General features: G+C 65.4%; 16 protein-coding genes. 7 read left to right on the forward strand and 9 right to left on the reverse strand.

Annotated elements, in window-relative coordinates; translation table 11 throughout:
• The first annotated feature begins 11 nt into the window (after positions 1 to 11).
• The 7 genes from ISG32_RS10355 to ISG32_RS10385 all read left to right on the forward strand — a co-directional run bounded on the left by ISG32_RS10355 (position 12) and on the right by ISG32_RS10385 (position 7,675).
• Entirely contained in the window at positions 12 to 809 is a 798-nt protein-coding gene (locus tag ISG32_RS10355; RefSeq protein WP_194770910.1) for a fimbrial biogenesis chaperone, read from the forward strand.
• Positions 784 to 3,213 carry a fimbria/pilus outer membrane usher protein gene (locus ISG32_RS10360; RefSeq protein ID WP_194770911.1) on the forward strand — a complete coding sequence of 810 codons (2,430 nt, stop codon included), beginning with the start codon at positions 784 to 786 and terminating at the stop codon, positions 3,211 to 3,213. Before ISG32_RS10355 ends, ISG32_RS10360 begins: the two co-directional genes overlap by 26 nt.
• 11 nt (positions 3,214 to 3,224) lie before the next feature.
• Complete coding sequence (locus tag ISG32_RS10365) at positions 3,225 to 4,280, forward strand: Csu type fimbrial protein (RefSeq protein WP_194770912.1); 1,056 nt, start codon at positions 3,225 to 3,227, stop codon at positions 4,278 to 4,280.
• A 197-nt stretch (positions 4,281 to 4,477) separates the two neighbouring features.
• Complete coding sequence (locus ISG32_RS10370) at positions 4,478 to 5,419, forward strand: sulfurtransferase (protein ID WP_194770913.1); 942 nt, start codon at positions 4,478 to 4,480, stop codon at positions 5,417 to 5,419.
• 52 nt (positions 5,420 to 5,471) lie between these two features.
• The gene (locus tag ISG32_RS10375) at positions 5,472 to 6,635 is read left to right on the forward strand and encodes a YeeE/YedE thiosulfate transporter family protein (RefSeq protein WP_194770914.1); all 1,164 of its coding nucleotides are present in this window, start codon (positions 5,472 to 5,474) and stop codon (positions 6,633 to 6,635) included.
• A 22-nt stretch (positions 6,636 to 6,657) separates the two neighbouring features.
• Positions 6,658 to 6,831: a hypothetical protein gene (locus tag ISG32_RS10380; RefSeq protein WP_194770915.1), complete on the forward strand. Its 174-nt coding sequence runs from the start codon at positions 6,658 to 6,660 to the stop codon at positions 6,829 to 6,831.
• Between the two features lie 256 nt (positions 6,832 to 7,087).
• The gene (locus ISG32_RS10385; protein ID WP_194770916.1) at positions 7,088 to 7,675 is read left to right on the forward strand and encodes a BPSL1445 family SYLF domain-containing lipoprotein; all 588 of its coding nucleotides are present in this window, start codon (positions 7,088 to 7,090) and stop codon (positions 7,673 to 7,675) included.
• Between the two features lie 99 nt (positions 7,676 to 7,774).
• Here ISG32_RS10385 and ISG32_RS10390 read toward each other — a convergent pair whose 3' ends face one another.
• The 9 genes from ISG32_RS10390 to soxY all read right to left on the reverse strand — a co-directional run bounded on the left by ISG32_RS10390 (position 7,775) and on the right by soxY (position 18,117).
• The gene (locus tag ISG32_RS10390; RefSeq protein ID WP_194770917.1) at positions 7,775 to 8,773 is read right to left on the reverse strand and encodes a VTT domain-containing protein; all 999 of its coding nucleotides are present in this window, start codon (positions 8,771 to 8,773) and stop codon (positions 7,775 to 7,777) included.
• Between the two features lie 284 nt (positions 8,774 to 9,057).
• On the reverse strand, positions 9,058 to 9,945 hold the full coding sequence (locus ISG32_RS10395; RefSeq protein ID WP_194770918.1) for an alpha/beta fold hydrolase: 888 nt from the start codon (positions 9,943 to 9,945) through the stop codon (positions 9,058 to 9,060).
• 171 nt (positions 9,946 to 10,116) lie between these two features.
• On the reverse strand, positions 10,117 to 12,309 hold the full coding sequence (locus ISG32_RS10400) for a 3-hydroxybutyrate oligomer hydrolase family protein (RefSeq protein WP_194770919.1): 2,193 nt from the start codon (positions 12,307 to 12,309) through the stop codon (positions 10,117 to 10,119).
• 188 nt (positions 12,310 to 12,497) lie between these two features.
• Complete coding sequence (locus tag ISG32_RS10405) at positions 12,498 to 13,613, reverse strand: YeeE/YedE family protein (protein WP_194770920.1); 1,116 nt, start codon at positions 13,611 to 13,613, stop codon at positions 12,498 to 12,500.
• Positions 13,614 to 13,668: 55 nt separating this feature from the next.
• Entirely contained in the window at positions 13,669 to 15,399 is a 1,731-nt protein-coding gene (gene soxB, locus ISG32_RS10410) for a thiosulfohydrolase SoxB (protein ID WP_194770921.1), read from the reverse strand.
• 223 nt (positions 15,400 to 15,622) lie between these two features.
• A complete protein-coding gene (soxX, locus tag ISG32_RS10415) occupies positions 15,623 to 16,279 on the reverse strand; it encodes a sulfur oxidation c-type cytochrome SoxX (protein WP_194770922.1) in 657 nt (218 codons plus the stop codon).
• Positions 16,280 to 16,294: 15 nt separating this feature from the next.
• Positions 16,295 to 17,116: a sulfur oxidation c-type cytochrome SoxA gene (gene soxA / locus ISG32_RS10420; RefSeq protein ID WP_194770923.1), complete on the reverse strand. Its 822-nt coding sequence runs from the start codon at positions 17,114 to 17,116 to the stop codon at positions 16,295 to 16,297.
• A gap of 174 nt (positions 17,117 to 17,290) precedes the next feature.
• On the reverse strand, positions 17,291 to 17,602 hold the full coding sequence (soxZ, locus tag ISG32_RS10425) for a thiosulfate oxidation carrier complex protein SoxZ (protein WP_194770924.1): 312 nt from the start codon (positions 17,600 to 17,602) through the stop codon (positions 17,291 to 17,293).
• 59 nt (positions 17,603 to 17,661) lie between these two features.
• On the reverse strand, positions 17,662 to 18,117 hold the full coding sequence (gene soxY, locus ISG32_RS10430) for a thiosulfate oxidation carrier protein SoxY (protein ID WP_166302265.1): 456 nt from the start codon (positions 18,115 to 18,117) through the stop codon (positions 17,662 to 17,664).
• Positions 18,118 to 18,135: the final 18 nt, after the last annotated feature.

An 18,135-nucleotide genomic window follows, 5' to 3' on the forward strand; every position in this document is an offset into this window, starting at 1 on the left:
TGGTGACTGCCATGTTCCGACGTCGCTTGCATGGATGCATCGCGCTGATCTGCGCCGGTCTGATGACGGCGGGCAGCGCCATGGCCTCCGGTAGCCTGCAGGTCTCCAATGTGCTGCTGGAACTGCAGCAGGCCGACACCTCGCAGGGTCTGTGGCTCACCAACGAAGGCGCGACGCCGCTGCGTGCGCAGTCGCGCCTGTTCCAGTGGACGCAGGACAGCTCCGGCGCCGACCAGCTCACCGCCACTGCCGCGCTGACCGCCAGCCCGCCGATTCTCGAAATCGCGCCGGGTGAGCGCCAGTTCGTGCGCGTCGTGCGACTGCAAAAGGGCGACGCGCAGTCCGAGCAGACCTTCCGCCTGCTGGTGAGCGAATTGCCGCCCGCCGCGCGCGCGGATGCCAGCGGGGACGCCAACGCGTCCCGGGGCGTGCAGTTGCTGATCCAGCACTCCATCCCGGTGTTCGTGATTCCGCAGGACGGCCAGACGCTGGCCGCGCGGCACCGCCTCACGAGCCTTCAGCCCTATGCGAGCACGCTGAGCGCGGGTACCGACGCCGATGCGTCAACGCTGCAGATCCAGAACACGGGCCGTCAGCGCGTGCGCATCAGCAAGGTCGATTTTGTCGATGCGAACGGCAAGACCACGTCGCTGACGCCGGGCCTTCTCGGCTATGTGCTTGCGGGGCACAGCATGAAGTGGCGGCTGCCGCTGCCCCACACACTGCGGCAATCCGGTGGCCGCATCGACGCGCGGCTCAACGATGACACGCAGTCCCAGACGCTTGTGCAAATCCCTGCTGGCAAGTAGCCTCGCCGCCGCGTTCGCGATCAACGCGGGCACCGCGTTCGCGCAAGGCGCTCAGGCAGCCCCACCCGCTGACGCCGCCGCGGCCACGCAGGAGCTGTACCTCGAGGTCACGCTCAACAGCGTGCGCACAGGCAAGCTCGCACGCTTCGAGATCCGCGATCAACAGCTCTACAGTGACACCGCCACGCTCAAGGACATCGGCCTGCGCATTGCCGCAGCCGGTGCTTCACCCGCCCCGCAGATGCTGGCGCTCTCCAGCATCTCCGGGCTGATCACCGAATACGACGCACGCACCCAGCGCGTCAAGCTGCAGGCTCCCGTCGCGCTGCTTGACGCACCGGCGGCGCAGATGGAGGTGGCCGCCACGCGTGCGGCCCGTGTGGATCCCGAAGACCAGCTGCGCGGTCTGGTCGTCAACTACGACCTCTACGGCCAGCAGATGCGCACGGACCGCAACGTCACCTCGCTCAGCGCGTGGACCGAAATGCGGCTCATGGGCGTGGCCTCGGGCCATCTGGGCAACACCATGATCACGCGCTCGGTGACGGGCCTTGGCGACGCGTCCAACGGCAGCGCGCAGCGCGGCACGGTGCGGCTCGACACCCAATGGCAGCGCCATTTTCAGGACTCGATGACCTCGCTCACCGTGGGCGATGCGGTCACGGGCGGTCTCTCCTGGACGCGGCCCACGCGCTTTGGCGGCATCCGGCTGTCGCGCAATTTCGCGCTGCAGCCCTACCGCGTCACCACGCCGCTCGCGCAGATCCAGGGCGAGGCCGCCCTGCCCTCCACGGTCGATCTCTACCTCAACGGACTGCGCCAAAGCACCCAGCAGGTGCAACCCGGGCAATTCACGCTGGGCAGCATTCCCACGCTCTCGGGGCTGGGCAACGCGCAGATGGTGATCACCGACATCACCGGCCAGCAGCGCACCGTGAATCTGCCGCTGTATGGTGCATCGCAGTTGCTGCAGCAAGGTCTGGCCGACTGGTCCGTCGAGCTCGGCAGCGTGCGCGAGGACTACGGCATCCGCTCGTTCAGCTACCGCAACAGCCCCATGCTGAGCGCCAGCGGCCGCTATGGCCTCACCAACCACCTGACGCTCGAAGGCCATGCCGAAGCCGACTCGCATGTGCGCATGCTCGGCGCGGGCGGCGCATGGCTGCTCGGCACGCAGGGCGGCGTGGTGAGCGCCGCGCTCGCGGCCAGCCAATACGCGGGCAAGACCGGCCAGCAGGCCACGCTCGGCTACCAATGGAGCGCGCCTGCGTGGAGTGCTGGTTTCAGCTCCATGCGCCGCAATGCCGCGTTCCGCGACGTGGCCAGCGTCGACGGCAATGCGGCTGCCAACGGCAACCCACTGGCGCGCGGCAGCGACCAGATTTTTCTCGGAGCGAACACCGACTGGGGCAGCTTCGGCGCGGGCTACGTGGCGCAGGCCTCGTCGGACGGCACGCATGCGCGGTATGCCAACCTCTCATGGTCCCGCCAACTGAGCCGCGACATCAACCTGAACCTCAACGCGATGCGCGACCTCGAAGGCCGCAGCGGCACATCGCTCTATGTGTCGATGACGATTGCGCTCGAGCGCTTTCTCTCGGCCTCCACCACCGCACGGCACAGCGGCGGCCAGAATTCGCTCGTCGTCGGCGCGACTCAGGCGTCCTCGGCGGACACCGGCGGCTGGGGCTGGCGCACCGAAGCGGGCGTCGGCGGCAGCCGCTACGCGCAGGCGCAGATCAACCAACTCGGCAACTACGGCCAATGGAGCGCAGGCGTGATGCATCAGGCGGGATCGAATGGCGGCGGCAACAGCAGCTCTGCCTACGCGAGCGCCAACGGCGGTCTGCTGTGGACGCACAACCGGCTCTACCCCATGCGCACCGCCACCGACGGCTTTGCGCTGGTGACCACCGACGGCATCGCCAACGTGCCGATCCGGCTGGAAAACCGCGTGGTCGGTCAGACCAACGACAAGGGCTACCTGCTCGTCGACCGTCTCAACGCCTACCAGCGCAACCTGATCTCCATCGACACGCTGAGCCTCGCGCCCGACCTGAAGATCGACCGCGTGCAGGCCGACGCCGTACCCCAGTACCAAGGCGGCGTGCTCGCGCGCTTCGCGATGCGACACGTGAGCAACCTGCAGATCACGCTCAAGGACCAGCGCGGCGAGTTCCTGCCCGCCGGCGGCGACGCCCTGCTCGAGAGCGATGACGGCACCGCGAAGCGGCCTGTGCTGATCGGTTACGACGGGCTGGTCTATGTGGAAGACGCACCCGCCAATGCGCGACTGCGTGCCCGCACGGCCAGCGGCGTCGAATGCGTCGCTTCCTTGCCGAGCGACGGCTCCGCACCCGGCTGGAAAAACCTGGGCGAGCTCATCTGCCGTGACGTACCATGAGAGAAGCCGCCATGACGCATCACCCACATCACCCGCCCCACCCGCATCAACCGCATCCCCAGCTCACGCCCTTGCTGCGCGCCCTGCGCTGGTGCGCTGCCCTGCTGCTGCTCTCCCCGCTCGCGGGCTGGGCGCAGCAGTGCAACTCCAGCGGCTTCGGCATCAGCTTCGGCACGGTCTACATCAACGCGAGCGCCACCACCACCGGCGCGCTGCCCTACAACTGCCAGTCCAACGCGAGTGACACCTACTACAAGCTCTGCCTCTACATTCCAGAGGGCAACATCCCGGCCACCAGCGGCATCAACCCGCGCCGCATGACCGACTACAACGGCCACGAGATCGCCTACAACCTGTATTCCGACGCAAGCTACACCAACATCATCGGCCCGCCCCCCAGCGGTGCGGGCTACCCTGACTACACATGGAGTTTCATGGTCCCCGGCGGCTGGTCCAGCCCCGCCGGCAGCGTGCCGATCTACGCCAGAATTCCCGCACTGCCCGCGAGCAGCACGGCGGGCAGCTACCAGGCCCAGTTCAGCAACGTCACGCTCAAGTACGCGTGGAGCAACAAGGGCACGCCGTCCAACTGCAATTCGTCGAATGGCGCCAACAGCGGCACGGGCTCCATCATCGTCGGCTACAACGGCACGACCGCCACGGTTTCGGGCAGCTGCAAGATTTCGCTGGGATCGGTCTCCGATCTCGACTTCGGCAGCGTCAGCTCGCTTGGAAGCGTGCAGAACGCAACGACCACGATCAGCCTCGCCTGTCCCGGCTCGACCACCTGGAGAATGGGCTTGAACAACGGCATCAACGCGGTGGGCACGCAGCGCCGCATGAAGCACGGCAGCAGCGCCGCCTACATTCCCTACGAGCTCTACCGCAACAGCGCGCGCACCCTGCGCTGGGGCAACGACACCACGGGCGGCAGCGACACCGTCAACGGCTCGGGCGCCACGCAGACCAACCCCACGGTGATCACCGTCTACGGCCAGGTGCCGGTGCAGGCCCAGCCCACGGCCGGCAGCTACAGCGACACAGTCACGGTGACGCTGGAATATTGAGGACATGTCAGGCGATGGAGCTGCGCTCCACATTCATCCAATATAACGAAATCAGTATATTGAAACTGCTTTTTCGTCGTTGGGAACGAAAAACATAAATAAGACAATGGCGATATATAGAGACGGAGACCGGCCACGCCGCCCGCTCCCTTGTCGTCAGTGATCTCCCCCTTTCGATTCCGACGAGACAGCACGCCATGAAAGCCTTTTTCGCCCTTGCGGCCACCTTGGCCGCGACCCCGCTGGCATGGTCCGCCCAGCCACTTCTCACGCCGCAGGAACTGCAGCCGCTGCTGCAACAGCCTCAGGTGCGCGTGATCGACATCCGCGACCCCAAGAGCTACGAGCTCAGCCACATCGCGGGCGCCGTCAACGCGCCCTACGGCAAGTGGCGCGGCCCCGCGACCAATCCCGGCGAGTTGCCCGATCAGGACAAGCTGGTCAAGCTCGTGCAGTCGCTGGGCCTCACGCCGCAGACGCACGCGGTGGTGATCTCCAACGGCGTGGACGCCACCGACTTCGGTGCCATGGCGCGCGTCTATTGGACGCTCAAGAGTCTTGGCCTCAAGGAACTGTCCGTGGCCAACGGCGGCATGATGGCGTGGGAAGCGGCCGGTGCGCCGACCACGCAGGCCGCCGTGAAGATCACGCCCAGCAACTACGCCCCCACCTTTGACGCCCAGTGGCTCGCCACGCGCTCCGAGGTGCGCCAGCACCTTGACCTGAGCAACGCGGCGCTGGTCGATTCGCGCCCCGACGCGTTCTATCAGGGCAAGACACGCGCGCCGGCCGCCAAGCTCTCGGGTACCCTGCCCGGCGCTCAGCAGCTCGACTTCAACCAGTGGTTCGAGCCCGGCACCTCCAGATTCGTGAACGCAGACAAGGCCAGACAGATCGCTTCCAGGATCCAGCGCGAAGACGGCAAGGACACGGTCGCCTTCTGCAACACCGGCCACTGGGCCGCGACCGACTGGTTCGGCCTCTCCGAAGTGGCTGGCCTGCCCAACGTGAAGCTCTACGCCGGATCGATGGTCGACTGGACCCAGTCCAAGGACGTGCCGCAGATGGCCAACCAGCCCACGCGGGCCGAATCGCTGGCCTACGACGCACAGCAATGGTGGAAGCGCACGTTCAAGTGAGCGAACGACGCCGCCTCGCCCGCCCCAACACTTCAGAACAACCGAGTACCGCATGAGCACAGCCACCACCACCGTCCCGCAGGGCGCGGCCAACAGCGCATCGCCCACCGCCAGTGGCACCAAGCGTCTGCCGCTCGCCATCGTCTTTCTCGTCTTCTTCGGCTGGCTGCTCTGGACCGTCTCGGTGCGCCAGGCCGCGCTGTTCGCCGTAGGCATCGGCCTTGGCGCGGTGCTGGCGGGCAAGCGTTTCGGTTTCACCACCGGCTGGCGCATGCTCATTGAAGAAAAAGACGCCAGCGGCGTCTTCGGCCAACTCCTGCTGCTCGCGCTCGCGGCCGCCATGGCCATGCCGTTGCTCGGGCATTTCCCCGAACTGACGGCCGCCCTCGGTCCACCCAGCATCAGCCTGCTGGTCGGAGCCTTCGTCTTCGGCCTGTGCATGCAGATCGCCGACGGCTGCGGCAGCGGCACGCTCTACAAGGCAGGCATGGGCTTTCCGATGAACACCGCCATTCTTCCGATGTTCGCCATCGGCAGCTTTCTGGGCAGCCTGAGCCTCGGCTGGTGGCTGGATCTCGGCGCGCTGCCGCCCGTGGGCCTGGTGACGACCTGGGGCTGGCAGTACGCGCTCGTGGCCACGCTGGCCGCGCTCGCCGTGGTCGCCATCGCCGTGGCGTTCTACACGCGTGGTGCCAACGCCCGACTGCATCGTCCGGCCAAGTCCCTGTTCTCGCGCCGCTGGCTGGTCGGTGCGGTGCTGCTCGCGATTCTCGCCACCCTGAATCTGCTCATCGCGGGCCAGCCATGGGGCGTGGTCTACGGCTTCGGTCTCTGGGCCGCGAAAATCGCCAGTGCGAGCGGCGCCATCGACCTTTCGCAGAACTGGTTCTGGAGCCAGCCCGGCAACGCCGCGCGCCTGCACGAGACCGTCCTGCTCGATGTCACCAGCATTACCAACATCGGCATTCTGGGCGGCGCGCTCTGGGTCGCCGCAGCCAAACCCGCATCCGCCACGCCGCTCACCGGCAAGCAATGGGTCGTCGCGCTGGTCGCCGGCCTGATCCTCGGCTACAGCTCGCGCCTGGCCTTTGGCTGCAACGTGGGCGCGATGTTTTCGGGCATCTCCACCGGCAGCATCCACGGCTGGATCTGGGTGCCGCTCGCGTTTGCGGGCACCATCTTCGGTCTGCGCATCCGCCGCCACTTCGGCATGTGAGCGCGCAAGGGAGCCAACGAACATGACACAGAAAAACACCCTGCGCGCCCTCTTCTGGCTGGCACTGGTCGCGTTTCTCGCCTGGGATTACGCGGCATCGCCCAAGGTCGATCTGCGCTTTGAGGCGCCGTTGATCGCCGCCGGCTCGGGCCAGGCCGCTTCGGGCGGACATTGCTCCATGCCAGCAGGCAAGTGAAACGCCGTTTTCATTGCGCACAACGGATCAAATTCCATTCCCGACACGGATTTGTAGGTCAAGCGCGCATCCTGATGTGATTCCCAGTACAAACGCGGCGACACGCAATAGCATTGCAACATCCTGAATTGAATTGGGCAGCAGGGTTGTCGGTCGCATCCAATGCGCTTCAGCCTCCGTGCCGACAATAAGGACATGCGGCTTCCCCCTCCCGGCGAAGCCGCATCCCTCCATAGAACTGAAAGGAAGAACTGTGATGCGTAATATCGTTTCTCTGCGTACCGTGGTGATGGCCGCTGCCGTGGCAACCGGCGCGATGTCGATGGTGGCCTGTACCACGACCAACACCACCACTGCCGCCGCTCCGCGCATGGACAGCACCACCATCAACACCCGCGCCAACGCAGCGCTTGAGCGTCTGTACTCCACAGCTCCCGGCTCCAAGGACGTGGTGTCCAAGGCCAAGGGCGTGCTGATTTTCCCGTCGGTCGTGGGCGGCAGCTTCGTGGTGGGCGTGGAACATGGCCGTGGCGTGCTGCGTGAGCATGGCAAGAACACCGCCTTCTACAGCACCACCGGCGCATCCGTCGGCTGGCAGATCGGCGGCCAGTCCAAGGCCGTGATCTATGTGTTCAACACCGACGAAGCCCTCGCCAAGTTCAAGGCAAGCAACGGCTGGACCGCCGGTGCCGACGCCCAGGTGACCGTGGGTCGCGTGGGTGCCAACTCCTCCATCGACAGCCAGACCGTTCAGGAACCCGTGGTGAGCTACGTACTGACCAACGTGGGCCTGGAAGCCGGCGTGTCGCTCAACGGCTCCAAGATCACGCGCGTGGACGAATAAATCGCCCATCACCCTCGCGGGCGCACGCCATTGCAGCGCCCGTGAATGCGGTCCATGCAGACAACAGCCACCTTCGCGGTGGCTGTTTGCATTGGGGGATCAAGGGATCAACGGTCCCTGCGATTCGAGCGACGCCGCGGCAGGCGCTGATTTCTCGTCCGCCTCCACGTCGAATCCCGCCGCTCGCCAGGCTTCCAGCCCGCCCACCAGCGGACGCACGTTGGAAAAGCCCGCGCGCTGCAGCTGCTTGGCGATGCGCGCGGCCGAGATTTCGTGGGGGCAGTCGCAGTAGATGACGAGGCCATGGGCGTGCTGCTCCTGCGGCAGCAGCGGCGCGTGCGGCTGCTCGCCCTGCCGCGAGATCGTGCGCCATGCCTGCGCGCGCGGGATGCGGCCACGCTGATACTGCGAGAGATCGCGCACGTCGATCACCGTGGGATACACGCCTTGCGCGTTCATGCCCGCCAGCTCCTGCACCGACAGGCGAGGCATCTTGAGCGAGCGCAGCGTGCGCGTGCGCTGCCACCATTTGCGCAGCAGAAAGATCGCGAACACGAACATCACCAGCAGCAGGCCCCACTTGCCGAGCGCGGTGAGCACGTCCAGCAGATCCTGCACCGTGCTGCTGAACAGCGAACCCAGGAACACGGCCGAGCCCACCCAGATGACGGCGCCCAGCGTGTCGAAGAGAATGAAGGTAGAGAGCGGCGTGCCCACGGTTCCGGCTAGCGCACTGGCGATGGAGGCGAAGCCCGGCACGAACTTGGCGATCAGCAGCGACTTGGGGCCCCAGCGGCCATAGACCGATTCGGTCTGGCGGATGCAGGCATCGGGCGAAAGCGAAATGCGGCAGATGCGCCCAAGCACCGCACCGCCATAGGTCTTGCCCGCGCGGTACCAGATGACGTCGGCGATCAGCGCGGCGACTACCGCGATGACGATCAGCATCAAGAGCCGGCCCATGCTTGCGCCCTCGAGCGCGCCGGTGATGACCAGCACCGGATAGGCCGGAATCGGCGCGCCCAACTGCTCGATGAGCACGTTGAGGAACACGATTCCAAAGCCGAATTCGCGGATGAGATCGACCAGCCAGGCCATGTGCGGACACTCCGGTGAAGGGGGTGGAAAAAGCGCTGCAAGGACGGTCCGGCAGAAGCCGAGGACCGTGAGAGCGTGTTGGCGATCCCCGCAACACTCTCACGGCATGCTAGCCGCGCACCAGTGTCCTTGCTTGGATGGGGTTGATCAGCATGCCATTCCATGCGTTTGGAGCGTGTTCGCGATCTCGGCGCGAGGCTTGCAGGATGCGGATCGGGATTTGCAACGCGGCAGACCGCCCGAAGCCACGCCTGCAAGAGCGTGTGGAGATCGTCAACACGTTATTAGGCGCGCTGCAGGCATCGCAGCACGGCCTCCCATTGCGCGGGCACGTTGAGCGCCGGTGCATGGCCGCAGTCCGGCACCTCGATCCATTCGAGCAGCCCTCTTGCGCCCGGCCCACGCGTGCGCATTTCGCGCGCCGTGGACTCAAGCACCAGATCAGAAGACTCGCCGCGCAGCAACAGCACGGGCAGGTCCAGCGCATCGTAATGCGGCCAGATCAGGTAGTCGTCCGCGTGTTCCGTGAACTGCATGACGATGGCGGGATCGTAGTGAGGCGTGACGCGCCCGTCATCCAGACGCCGCGTGCTGGTCTCGGTGAGCTTGCGCCATTCGACGTCGCTGAGCCAGCCGAACGGTTTGTACGCGGTGCGAAAGAAATGCTCCAGATCGGCCATGGAATCAAAAACCGGTGGCGTGCCGGCATAGGCCTTGATGCGCTCGATCGCGGCTTCGGCGAGCTGCGGCGCATTGTCGTTGAGCACCAGCGTCGCGATGCGCTCCCGCAGCGAGGGCTCGAACAGACCCGACGCGCAGACCGTGCCGATGGCGCCGCCCATCGACGTGCCCACCCAATGCGCGCGGGCGATGCCGAGCGCGTCGAACAGCTCGCGCGCGATGCGCGCATAAAAGCGCAGGCAGTACTCCTCTTGGGGAGCCCTGCTCCACTGGCTGAAGCCCCGGCCGATGGTATCCGGGCAGATCACCCGAAAGCCCTGGCCCGCGAGGAACTGCGCGAGCGCATCCATGTCGCGCCCGGTGCGCGCGAGTCCGTGCCAGGCGATGACGACCGGCGCATCCTGCACGTCGGGAGCGCACCAGTCCATGCAGTGCAGCTCGTAACCGGCACAGGAGACATATCGGGAAACGGGAGTGATGACAGCGGACATGGCGTGTGTGGGAGGCAGGGAAAAAAACCGGCCCGCCGACAGGTTCGACGGACCGGTTTCCAGTGTGCCACGACCTCGGAGCGCGTGTCCGATCTCAACGCGAGGCTTGCAGGATGCGGATCGGGATGGCCTGCAAGGCCGCGCAGACATCGCAACCGCGATCTCAACTCATCACTGCGGCACCTTGATGGACGTGCCCACGAAACCGATCTGGTCGGCCGCTGCCGGCGTGGCCTTGAAGCCCGGCACGTTGGCCGCGGTGATCACCGTGGCCGCGCCCGGCGTGCCGCCGCGCGGCGTGGTCCGCACGACCTGGCTGGCGGGCAGCGCGGCCTTGGTCTTGAGGTGGTTCCACATCGCGTCCATCGCCTGGTTGAAGTACGGATGCAGCGGCACGAAGCGCGTGTCGAAGCCGCCGAACAGCAGGAAGGCGTCGAAATGCTGCGCGTTCGTCACCTCGATGTAGCGCAGGTTGGACTTGGCGCCTTCCAGCGTCTGGTTCAGCGCGGTGTAGGCGCGCGCGTTGTGGTTCACGGGAATCAGCGCGTCGCTGCGGCCCGCGACGATGATCACCGGCTTGGTCTTCAGGTTGGCGCTGTGGCGCACTTCCGTCAGGCCGCTGCGCACCGCGTCGCTCTGCGCCTTGGTCGGGACGCTTTCCGCCGTGAGCGCCTTGCCCGCAGCATCGACGCCCGAGACCAGCGCGTGCTGGCACAGCGCGTTGTCCAGCCCCAGATCGGCCACGCCGGTGGACGGCGACACCGCGAACGCCCACGACTTGGCGCCGCCCACGGAGTCGTTGTAGATCACCGTGGCGGGCGTGCCGTTCGACGTGCCGTTGGCCGTGGCAAAGCTCTGCGCCAGCGCAGCGGGTGCCGCGGCGACGACATCGCCGGTGGCGCTTGCCGCACCGAAGCTCGCGTTGCACAGGTTGGCGTCCGCACCGAAGCGGCCGTAGGCCATGGTGTACATCGCCGACAGAATGGGCCCGTTGCCCAGCGCGTAATGCGCGTTGTGCATCTGGTCGTTGTCACGTGTCCAGCCATAGGCACGCAGCTTGTCGAGCGCATCGGCGGCGCGCTCCGCCGTGGTCGCACCGCTCACCAGCCCCTTGGCCGCGAGGCCGTCGCAGCGTGCGGTGGCGCGTGCCGTCATCGCGGTGAGCGCGATGTAGTTGTAGATCGAGGTCTCGTTGATCGCCGCATCGGGCGCGAGCGCCGCGCAGGGCTGGTAGATGTTGCCGTAGGTGGTGTAGTCGGCCAGCGTCTTGCCGTAGCCGGTCACCGCCGCCTCGCCGAACTGGATGCCGTAGCCACTGGTGGTCGGCATCTCGACCATGGGCTCCGAGGCCACCACGCCGTCGATCAGGCCGTCGCCGTCCTGCTCCGCCGCACGCAGCACGGCCGCGCCGCCGTTGGAGGCGGAGCCGCCGATCACCAGCGTGTTGTCCTTGGTGAATGGCACGGGATCGTCCTGCTTGCCGTACTTCGCGTTGAGCACGTAGAGCGCATAGCGCGCGGCAGTCAGGGTGTCGGTGCCCCAGTCCTTCTCGGGGTTCTGCTGCGACTGGGCGTGCTTGATGGCGATGCGGTTGGGGAAGGCCGCGTTGTAGGCCGCACGGGCGGCGTCGGTGAGATTCGCCGAGAAGAAGCTCAGCTTGCCCGCCGCCGACTTGGTGGCGCGCGAACCTTCGATCTTGTTGACCGTGTCGTCCGCCAGATTGTGCAGACCCACGCCCTTTCCAGCGTCGGTCAGCGCCACCGCGCAGCCCTTCTTGAGGCCCCACTCGCCCGCCGTGCCGATGGCGCCGTACACGCCACGCGAGCCCGAGGACGGGCCCAGCACCACGCAGGGGTTCTTGGTGTCGAAGCTGTCGGGCACCTGCACCGCGATCACGGTCTGCTTGCGGCCCGATCCATCATCGAGCACGGCGATGTATTCGCGCCCCGGAATCAGCCCTTCGTTCTGGGTGACCGCACCGGCGGCGGTCACGTTGGGGCCATAGAGCGTGCCATAGCCGCCACCGGGAAGCGGATCCAGAATGCCGCGATAGTTTGAAAACAGCGCGTTGCGGCGCAACTCGGCCACGGTGGGATTGGCTGGATCGGCATAGGCAGGCGCCGCGCCGCCGAGACCGGTCTTGCCGATGCCGCCGGTCAGCAGATCCTGCTGCGCCGCCGTGCTGCCGGCGCTGACCGAGGTGGCGCCGTACTGCGTGCTGCTGATCTCCGTGACGCCTTGCGGCAGGTCATTGGTCACATGATGGGAACTGCCGCCGCAGGCCGCCAGCGTGGCGCAGGCCAATGCGGTGAAGCTCCACAGAGCCGTGGCGTGGGATTTCTTCTTCGTTGCTCTCGCGTGCATTTTGTCTCCCTAATGGTTCTGACACGCGCCAGCCTCTGGGCGTGCCCATCGTTGCGAAGGCCGATGGGACCACCGGCAACGCATTGTGGAAAACAAACCGGGCGAGATCACTCAAAGTAAACCCGCATAAGCAAAGCCACCTAAAAGAAAACCCTGATAGGCCTGAGAGCGCAAACACGCCCTCAAGATCACCCGCGCTCCAAAAGCCACTGCTGCGCACGCAAGGCAATGACCGCGCCCACGACGATGGCCGCCACCGAAATGAAGCTGCCGATCTGCAGCATCGAAATCGCGCTCAGGCCCTGCCCCACGGTGCAGCCCATGGCGACCACGCCCCCTACGCCCATGAGCGCAGCGCCCACCAGATGGCGCGCGAGATCGGCCGTGTCGGCAAAGCCCTGCCAGCGGAACTCGCGCCGCACGAGCGACTGCACCAGCGCGCCGAACACCATGCCGAACACCGCGACCGCGCCCCAGGTCAGCACCTTGGCCCGGTCGCTGAAGAACAGCAGCCAGTCGAGCACATGCGCCACCGGCGCGACGAAACTGAAGGCCTCGATGCGGCCGGTGTAGGTGGTGGCGTACAGGTGCTCCAGCGTCTCGGGGTGTTCCTGCACCTCGCCCACATGCCCGCTCAGCGCCCAGGCCGCCGCGACGCAGACGCCCACGATCAGGCCACCGATCAGCACGCCCCAGTCACGTCCGCTGCGCGGCCCGCCGAAGCCGATGATGATCAGCAGCACCCCCATGCCGCAGCCGAGCACCCAGCGCAGCGTGTCCACCGACGCCATGCCCGTTGAGGCCAGCCACTCCGGCAGCAGCGTGAGATGCGGCAGCTCGACGAACACGCTCTCGACATAGCGCGCGCGAGGCACCGAGGTGATGCCCTTGAGCGTGGCGAACGCCGCCACCGCCATGACGATCAGCACGACCAGCGACTTGAGACTGCCGCCGCCCACCCGAGTGAGATTGCGCGCACCGCAGCCCGAAGCCAGCACCATGCCCACGCCGAACATCAGCCCCCCGACGATGGAGGACAGCCAGAGCACGCGGCGCATGGCGTAGATGGTGTCGGCGGGCTTCACCCAGCCGATGTGGGCGAGCAGCGCAAAGCCGCACATCGCGACGCCGATGGCCAGCAACCACTGGCGCATGCGCATCCAGTCGCCCACATAGACGACGTCGCTGATCGCGCCCATCGTGCAGAAACGCGTCTCGCGCATGACGGCGCCCAACACGGCCGACAGGAAAAAAACCGCCACCAGAACGGTGGCGACCAACGAATCAAACTCGGAAACACTCATGCGCCGTATTGGAGCGTTTCGCTCACGACTTCGCAATGGCTAAGTGCACATTCCCCTACTGGGCTATTCCCTCATTAGGTTTGACATTCAGCAGCTCGGGCTCATTGAGTTTGCGCGGCGCGATCACCTTTTGATCTTTCAACCAAGGCTCCACCAGCTCCCAGATCTGCTTGTTGCCCGCCGATTTGGCCTCTTCGGCCACCGGGGCCCAGCCCGCCACCTTGTACTTCTTCTCGGCGTCGAGCAGCTCGCCCTTGAGGCGCATCTCGGTGATGCGGCTGCCCGCCTTGGTCGTTGGGTCGCAGCGGTATTGCAGGCCACCCACGCGCACCATGTCACCGCCCTGCTGGTAATACGGATCGGGGTTGAACAGGTTGTCGCAGACGTCTTCGAGCACGGTCTTGATGGTCGCGCCGGTCATCTCGGTGACGGTGGCGTAGGAGTACGTCGTCGCCGTCATGTCCATGAGCCATTCGCGCGTGATGTCCTGCCCCGGCAGCAGCGAGGTGCCCCAGCGGAAACCCGGCGAAAACGCGATGGGGCAGTCCTGCACCGCCATCATCGCGTCGAGCAGCAGCTGGTCGCCCGTGCCGTTGAAATTGCCACGGCGGTAGAGCGTGCCGTCGGTGCGCGCCAGCACCTCGGCGAGCTTGGCTTCGTAGGGCGCGCGCACCTTGGTGATGAGCGCCTGCATTTCGGCATCGGCCGCAAGAATGTTCGAGAACACCGGCAGCAGTCGGTACTTGAAGTCGCGCACCTTGCCGTCCTTGACGTCGAAGTCGAGCACGCCGAGGAACTTGCCGTTCGAGCCCGCATTGGTCACGATGGTCTTGCCGCCCGCGTTCTCGACGATGGTCGGCACGGGCATGCCGTCATGCGTATGACCGCCCAGAATCGCATCGACGCCCCGCACGCGCGAGGCCATCTTCAGATCCACGTCCATGCCGTTGTGCGAGAGCACGACGACGACCTTCGCGCCCTTGCCGCGCGCCTCGTCCACCATGGCCTGCAGGTTCTCGTCCTGAATGCCGAAGCTCCAGTCCGCCACCATGTAGCGCGGGTTGGCGATCGGCGTGTAGGGGAAGGCCTGGCCGATGATGGCGCAGGACACGCCATTCATTTCACGGATCACGTAAGGTTTGAAAACCGGGTCGCCGAAGTCGGTGGTCTTGACGTTCTGCGCAACGAAATCGAGCTTGCTGCCGAAGTCCTTTTCGATGATCTCCCTCACCCGCTCCATGCCGTAGGTGAATTCCCAGTGGCCGGTCATCACGTCGACGCCGAGCAGCTTGCAGGCATCCACCATGTCCTGAGCATGGGTCCACAGCGACGTGGCCGAGCCCTGCCAGGTGTCGCCGCCGTCGAGCAGCAGCGCGCCGGGCCGCGATGCCTTCATGCGCTTGACCAGCGTGGCCAGATGCGCGAAACCGCCCACCTTGCCGTAGCGCTTGGCGGCGCTTTCAAAGTCGAGATACGAGAACGCGTAGGCGTCCGCCGTGCCGGGACGCACGCCGGCGGACTTCAGCAGATGCTCGCCCACCAGATGAGGACGCTGGTTCTTCATCGCGCCGATGCCGAGGTTGACGTTGGGCTCGCGGAAGTAGATCGGGTTGAGCTGCGCATGGCAGTCGGTCATGTGCAGGAAGCTGACGTTGCCGAATTTGGGAACGTCGTACATGGCCTTGTCGGCCGTGGCGGAGTCGGCGTGCGCGTAGCGCTGCAGGCCCATGCCTGCCACGCCCGCAGCCGCCAATACCTGCATGAATTCGCGTTTGGAAAGGCTCATGGGGATGCTCTTTGTTCTTCTTTACGAAGCCTTGCGGCTTCGATGGGTTGGTCGTTTGGAGGCGCCAAGTCAGCCCTTGATGCTTTATTGCACTGGCTTGCCGTACAGGAGTACTGTCTGCGCCTGTGCGTCGCGTCTCAAGGGCTGTCTTGGCGTTGTGGTGGTGGTTCAAACGTCGTGAACACTTCTGCCACCGGAGCCGACTGCATCGGGTTCAATACTGCTACTTGTTCACCGGCGAATTCGGATCCGCCAGCAACGCCATCAGGTCCTGCACCTGCTTTTCCGTCAGGATCTTTTCATGCCCGAACCTGGGCATGCCGGAGCAGGCGTTGTAGGCCTTGGCGTTCCAGATCTTGCCCCAGGTGTATTCGACCATCGCCTTGGCTTCGGGGCTGTTCGGGTCGACGATGCCGCGAAGCTTGCCGTAGTTGTAGAGGCTGGGGCCGAGGGTGCCGAACGAGATTTCCTGCTTGCTGATCTGGTGGCAGTTGTAGCAGTTGCCGCCGTTGGCGTCGCCGGGCTTGTCGGTCCAGGTCATGCCCCGGCCGTTCTGCGCCAGCTTTTCGCCTTCTTTCCAGTCGCCAATGAATTTTCCACCCGCAGGCCATTGCACGGTCTTCAAATTGTCGGCTTCAATCTTCGCGCCGAGCTTGGCATCAATCGGCTTTCCCGCCACGTCGGCAGCGCTGCACGCGGCATTGGACTCGTCCTGCTTCAGCCGATCCACCTTGGCAATGCCCTGGTCACGAAAGGACGCAGAGACGATCTGCTGCGTGAGTTTGTCGATGTCGGCAGAGCTGTCCACCGAGGCGCAACCGAGCACGACGAGCGATGACGCGACGCCCAGAACAGGCAACCAACGATTTCGTGTTTTCATGATTCGATCCTCCACTTATCGCTTGATGGACGGAGCCGTAGCCTCGCCGCCCTTGCCGTTCACGCCGAGAAAAACGCCGAGCGCGATCGTTGCATCGCTCGCATATCCGGGGTACGGGAAGCGCTGCTGGCGAAAGCAGTCATTCAGTCGTCGCTGCATGCTCCAGAGCTCGCCCGACGACACGCGATATGCGGGCCACGCGCCGAAGCCCGCCGCCGCGCCCGCGTTCTTGGTGAGGTTGGGAAGATCCTGCAGACGGATGCGCTTGTCATCCGCCGCGTGGCATGTGGCGCACGCAAAGTCGTGCGGGCCGCCACGCATGTAGAACATGCGCTTGCCCACTTCATACATCTGCTTCTCCTGCGCGTGCGCTTGCGACAGGTTGAACTTCATGCCCTTGGACTCTGCCGAAATCCAGGCGACGAGTCCTTCCATGTTCTTCTGCTCGTACTTGCCGAACGGCGTGGCGGCGATCTTCTTCGCGTCCAGCCCCTGCAGCGTTTCCATGCAGGTCAGCAGGCGCGACTCGAGATCCTGCACTTTGCCGGTGTCGGCGAAATAGCGCGGCAGCTCAACGAACGCGCCCTTCACCACGCCCGGGCCCTTGCCGAGATCGCAGCGCTCCATGGAGGCGTTCTTCGGCCCCCGCTTCTCCTTCCACAGCGCTTCGCCCTTCATTTCGAACAGCTCGGCGGGATTTCCGTCCTGCAGCATCTCGCGGTATTCCGCGATGCCGTCGGCCGTGCTTTTCTGCGCTGCAGCGGGCGCAACCGCCCCAAGCAGCGACAGCATCGCAACGGCAATCAACGGCGCAAGGCCTTTCGTGGTGCGGGTCATGGTGTCTCCATTGTTGTTGTGGGAAAACTGAAAGCGGGAAAGCGGCAAGCCACGCGGAGCGACTCTGGCGGTGCATTCGATTCGTCTCGTATCCATGCATTCATTCATCCACCCGCGACCGCCTCGCCGGTGGATACCCCTCGCCTCAGGCTGCGAGGGGTGACGTCAGTTCCATCAGCTGACCGTGGCTTCGTCGGTACGGGTCTCGCCCTTGTTGTCCTTCCAAGTCACGGCGAGCTTGTCGCCCGCCTTCGCGCCCTTGAGGTTGAACTGCAGGAACGGGTTCTTCGAGACGGCGGGGCCCCACTCGGCGCGGAACACCGGCTTGCCGTTGAGCGACGCCGACACGTCCTGGATGAACCACGCGGGGATCACCTGACCGTTGGCGTCCTTGCGCTGACCTGTTTCCATTTCGTGGGACATCAGAACGCGGACGGTGACTTTGTCGCCAGCTGCTTGGGCGCGAATGCGCATCGGATCGGGCATGTTCTTCTCCTTGACTATCTATCTACAAATTTCGCGGGCTCGGTACGTGCGGGGGGCGATCAGCCGCCGCAGCCGCCGAGCGTGACCTTGACTTCCTTCTTGGCGAACAGCGCCTTGCCATCGTTGGTGATGGCGACGGCGTAGACGTCGGAGGTCTGGCCGAGCTTGGCGCGCGTGAGGAAGTTGGGCTCGAGCGCATCGGACACGTCGAACGAAGCGACCAGCGTGTTGGGGTTCTTCTCGACCAGAATCAGCATGTGCTTGACGCCGGAGAGCGTGGTCGCCGCGCCGAGCGGCACGACCGCGCCGTTCTCGGCGATGTCGGGCGCGGTGAGCGTCACGTCCTTGCTTTCGGCGGGAGCTCCGGCGCCCATGGCCTTCATCACGTCGGCAACGGTCTTCGCGTCAAACGCGGCCTTGTTGAAGGCGAACGCCGTCTGCGGCAGCAGGCCGGCGGCGAGCAGCATGCCCGTCACCGCTGCGGAATTCTTCACTGCTTGTCTACGTGAAATCATGTCATCTCTCCTTGCGAA

Origin of the sequence: Diaphorobacter caeni (assembly GCF_015354245.1) — a bacterium.
GTDB classification, from domain to species: domain Bacteria; phylum Pseudomonadota; class Gammaproteobacteria; order Burkholderiales; family Burkholderiaceae_C; genus Diaphorobacter_A; species Diaphorobacter_A caeni.

Coding starts and splice junctions, on each gene's coding strand:
- ISG32_RS10355 (WP_194770910.1), top strand. CDS start 12: ATGTTCCGACGTCGCTTGCATGGATGCATCGCGCTGATCTGCGCCGGT.
- ISG32_RS10365 (WP_194770912.1), top strand. CDS start 3,225: ATGACGCATCACCCACATCACCCGCCCCACCCGCATCAACCGCATCCC.
- ISG32_RS10370 (WP_194770913.1), top strand. CDS start 4,478: ATGAAAGCCTTTTTCGCCCTTGCGGCCACCTTGGCCGCGACCCCGCTG.
- ISG32_RS10375 (WP_194770914.1), top strand. CDS start 5,472: ATGAGCACAGCCACCACCACCGTCCCGCAGGGCGCGGCCAACAGCGCA.
- ISG32_RS10380 (WP_194770915.1), top strand. CDS start 6,658: ATGACACAGAAAAACACCCTGCGCGCCCTCTTCTGGCTGGCACTGGTC.
- ISG32_RS10385 (WP_194770916.1), top strand. CDS start 7,088: ATGCGTAATATCGTTTCTCTGCGTACCGTGGTGATGGCCGCTGCCGTG.
- ISG32_RS10390 (WP_194770917.1), bottom strand. CDS start 8,773: ATGGCCTGGCTGGTCGATCTCATCCGCGAATTCGGCTTTGGAATCGTG.
- ISG32_RS10395 (WP_194770918.1), bottom strand. CDS start 9,945: ATGTCCGCTGTCATCACTCCCGTTTCCCGATATGTCTCCTGTGCCGGT.
- ISG32_RS10400 (WP_194770919.1), bottom strand. CDS start 12,309: ATGCACGCGAGAGCAACGAAGAAGAAATCCCACGCCACGGCTCTGTGG.
- ISG32_RS10405 (WP_194770920.1), bottom strand. CDS start 13,613: ATGAGTGTTTCCGAGTTTGATTCGTTGGTCGCCACCGTTCTGGTGGCG.
- soxB (WP_194770921.1), bottom strand. CDS start 15,399: ATGAGCCTTTCCAAACGCGAATTCATGCAGGTATTGGCGGCTGCGGGC.
- soxX (WP_194770922.1), bottom strand. CDS start 16,279: ATGAAAACACGAAATCGTTGGTTGCCTGTTCTGGGCGTCGCGTCATCG.
- soxA (WP_194770923.1), bottom strand. CDS start 17,116: ATGACCCGCACCACGAAAGGCCTTGCGCCGTTGATTGCCGTTGCGATG.
- soxZ (WP_194770924.1), bottom strand. CDS start 17,602: ATGCCCGATCCGATGCGCATTCGCGCCCAAGCAGCTGGCGACAAAGTC.
- soxY (WP_166302265.1), bottom strand. CDS start 18,117: ATGATTTCACGTAGACAAGCAGTGAAGAATTCCGCAGCGGTGACGGGC.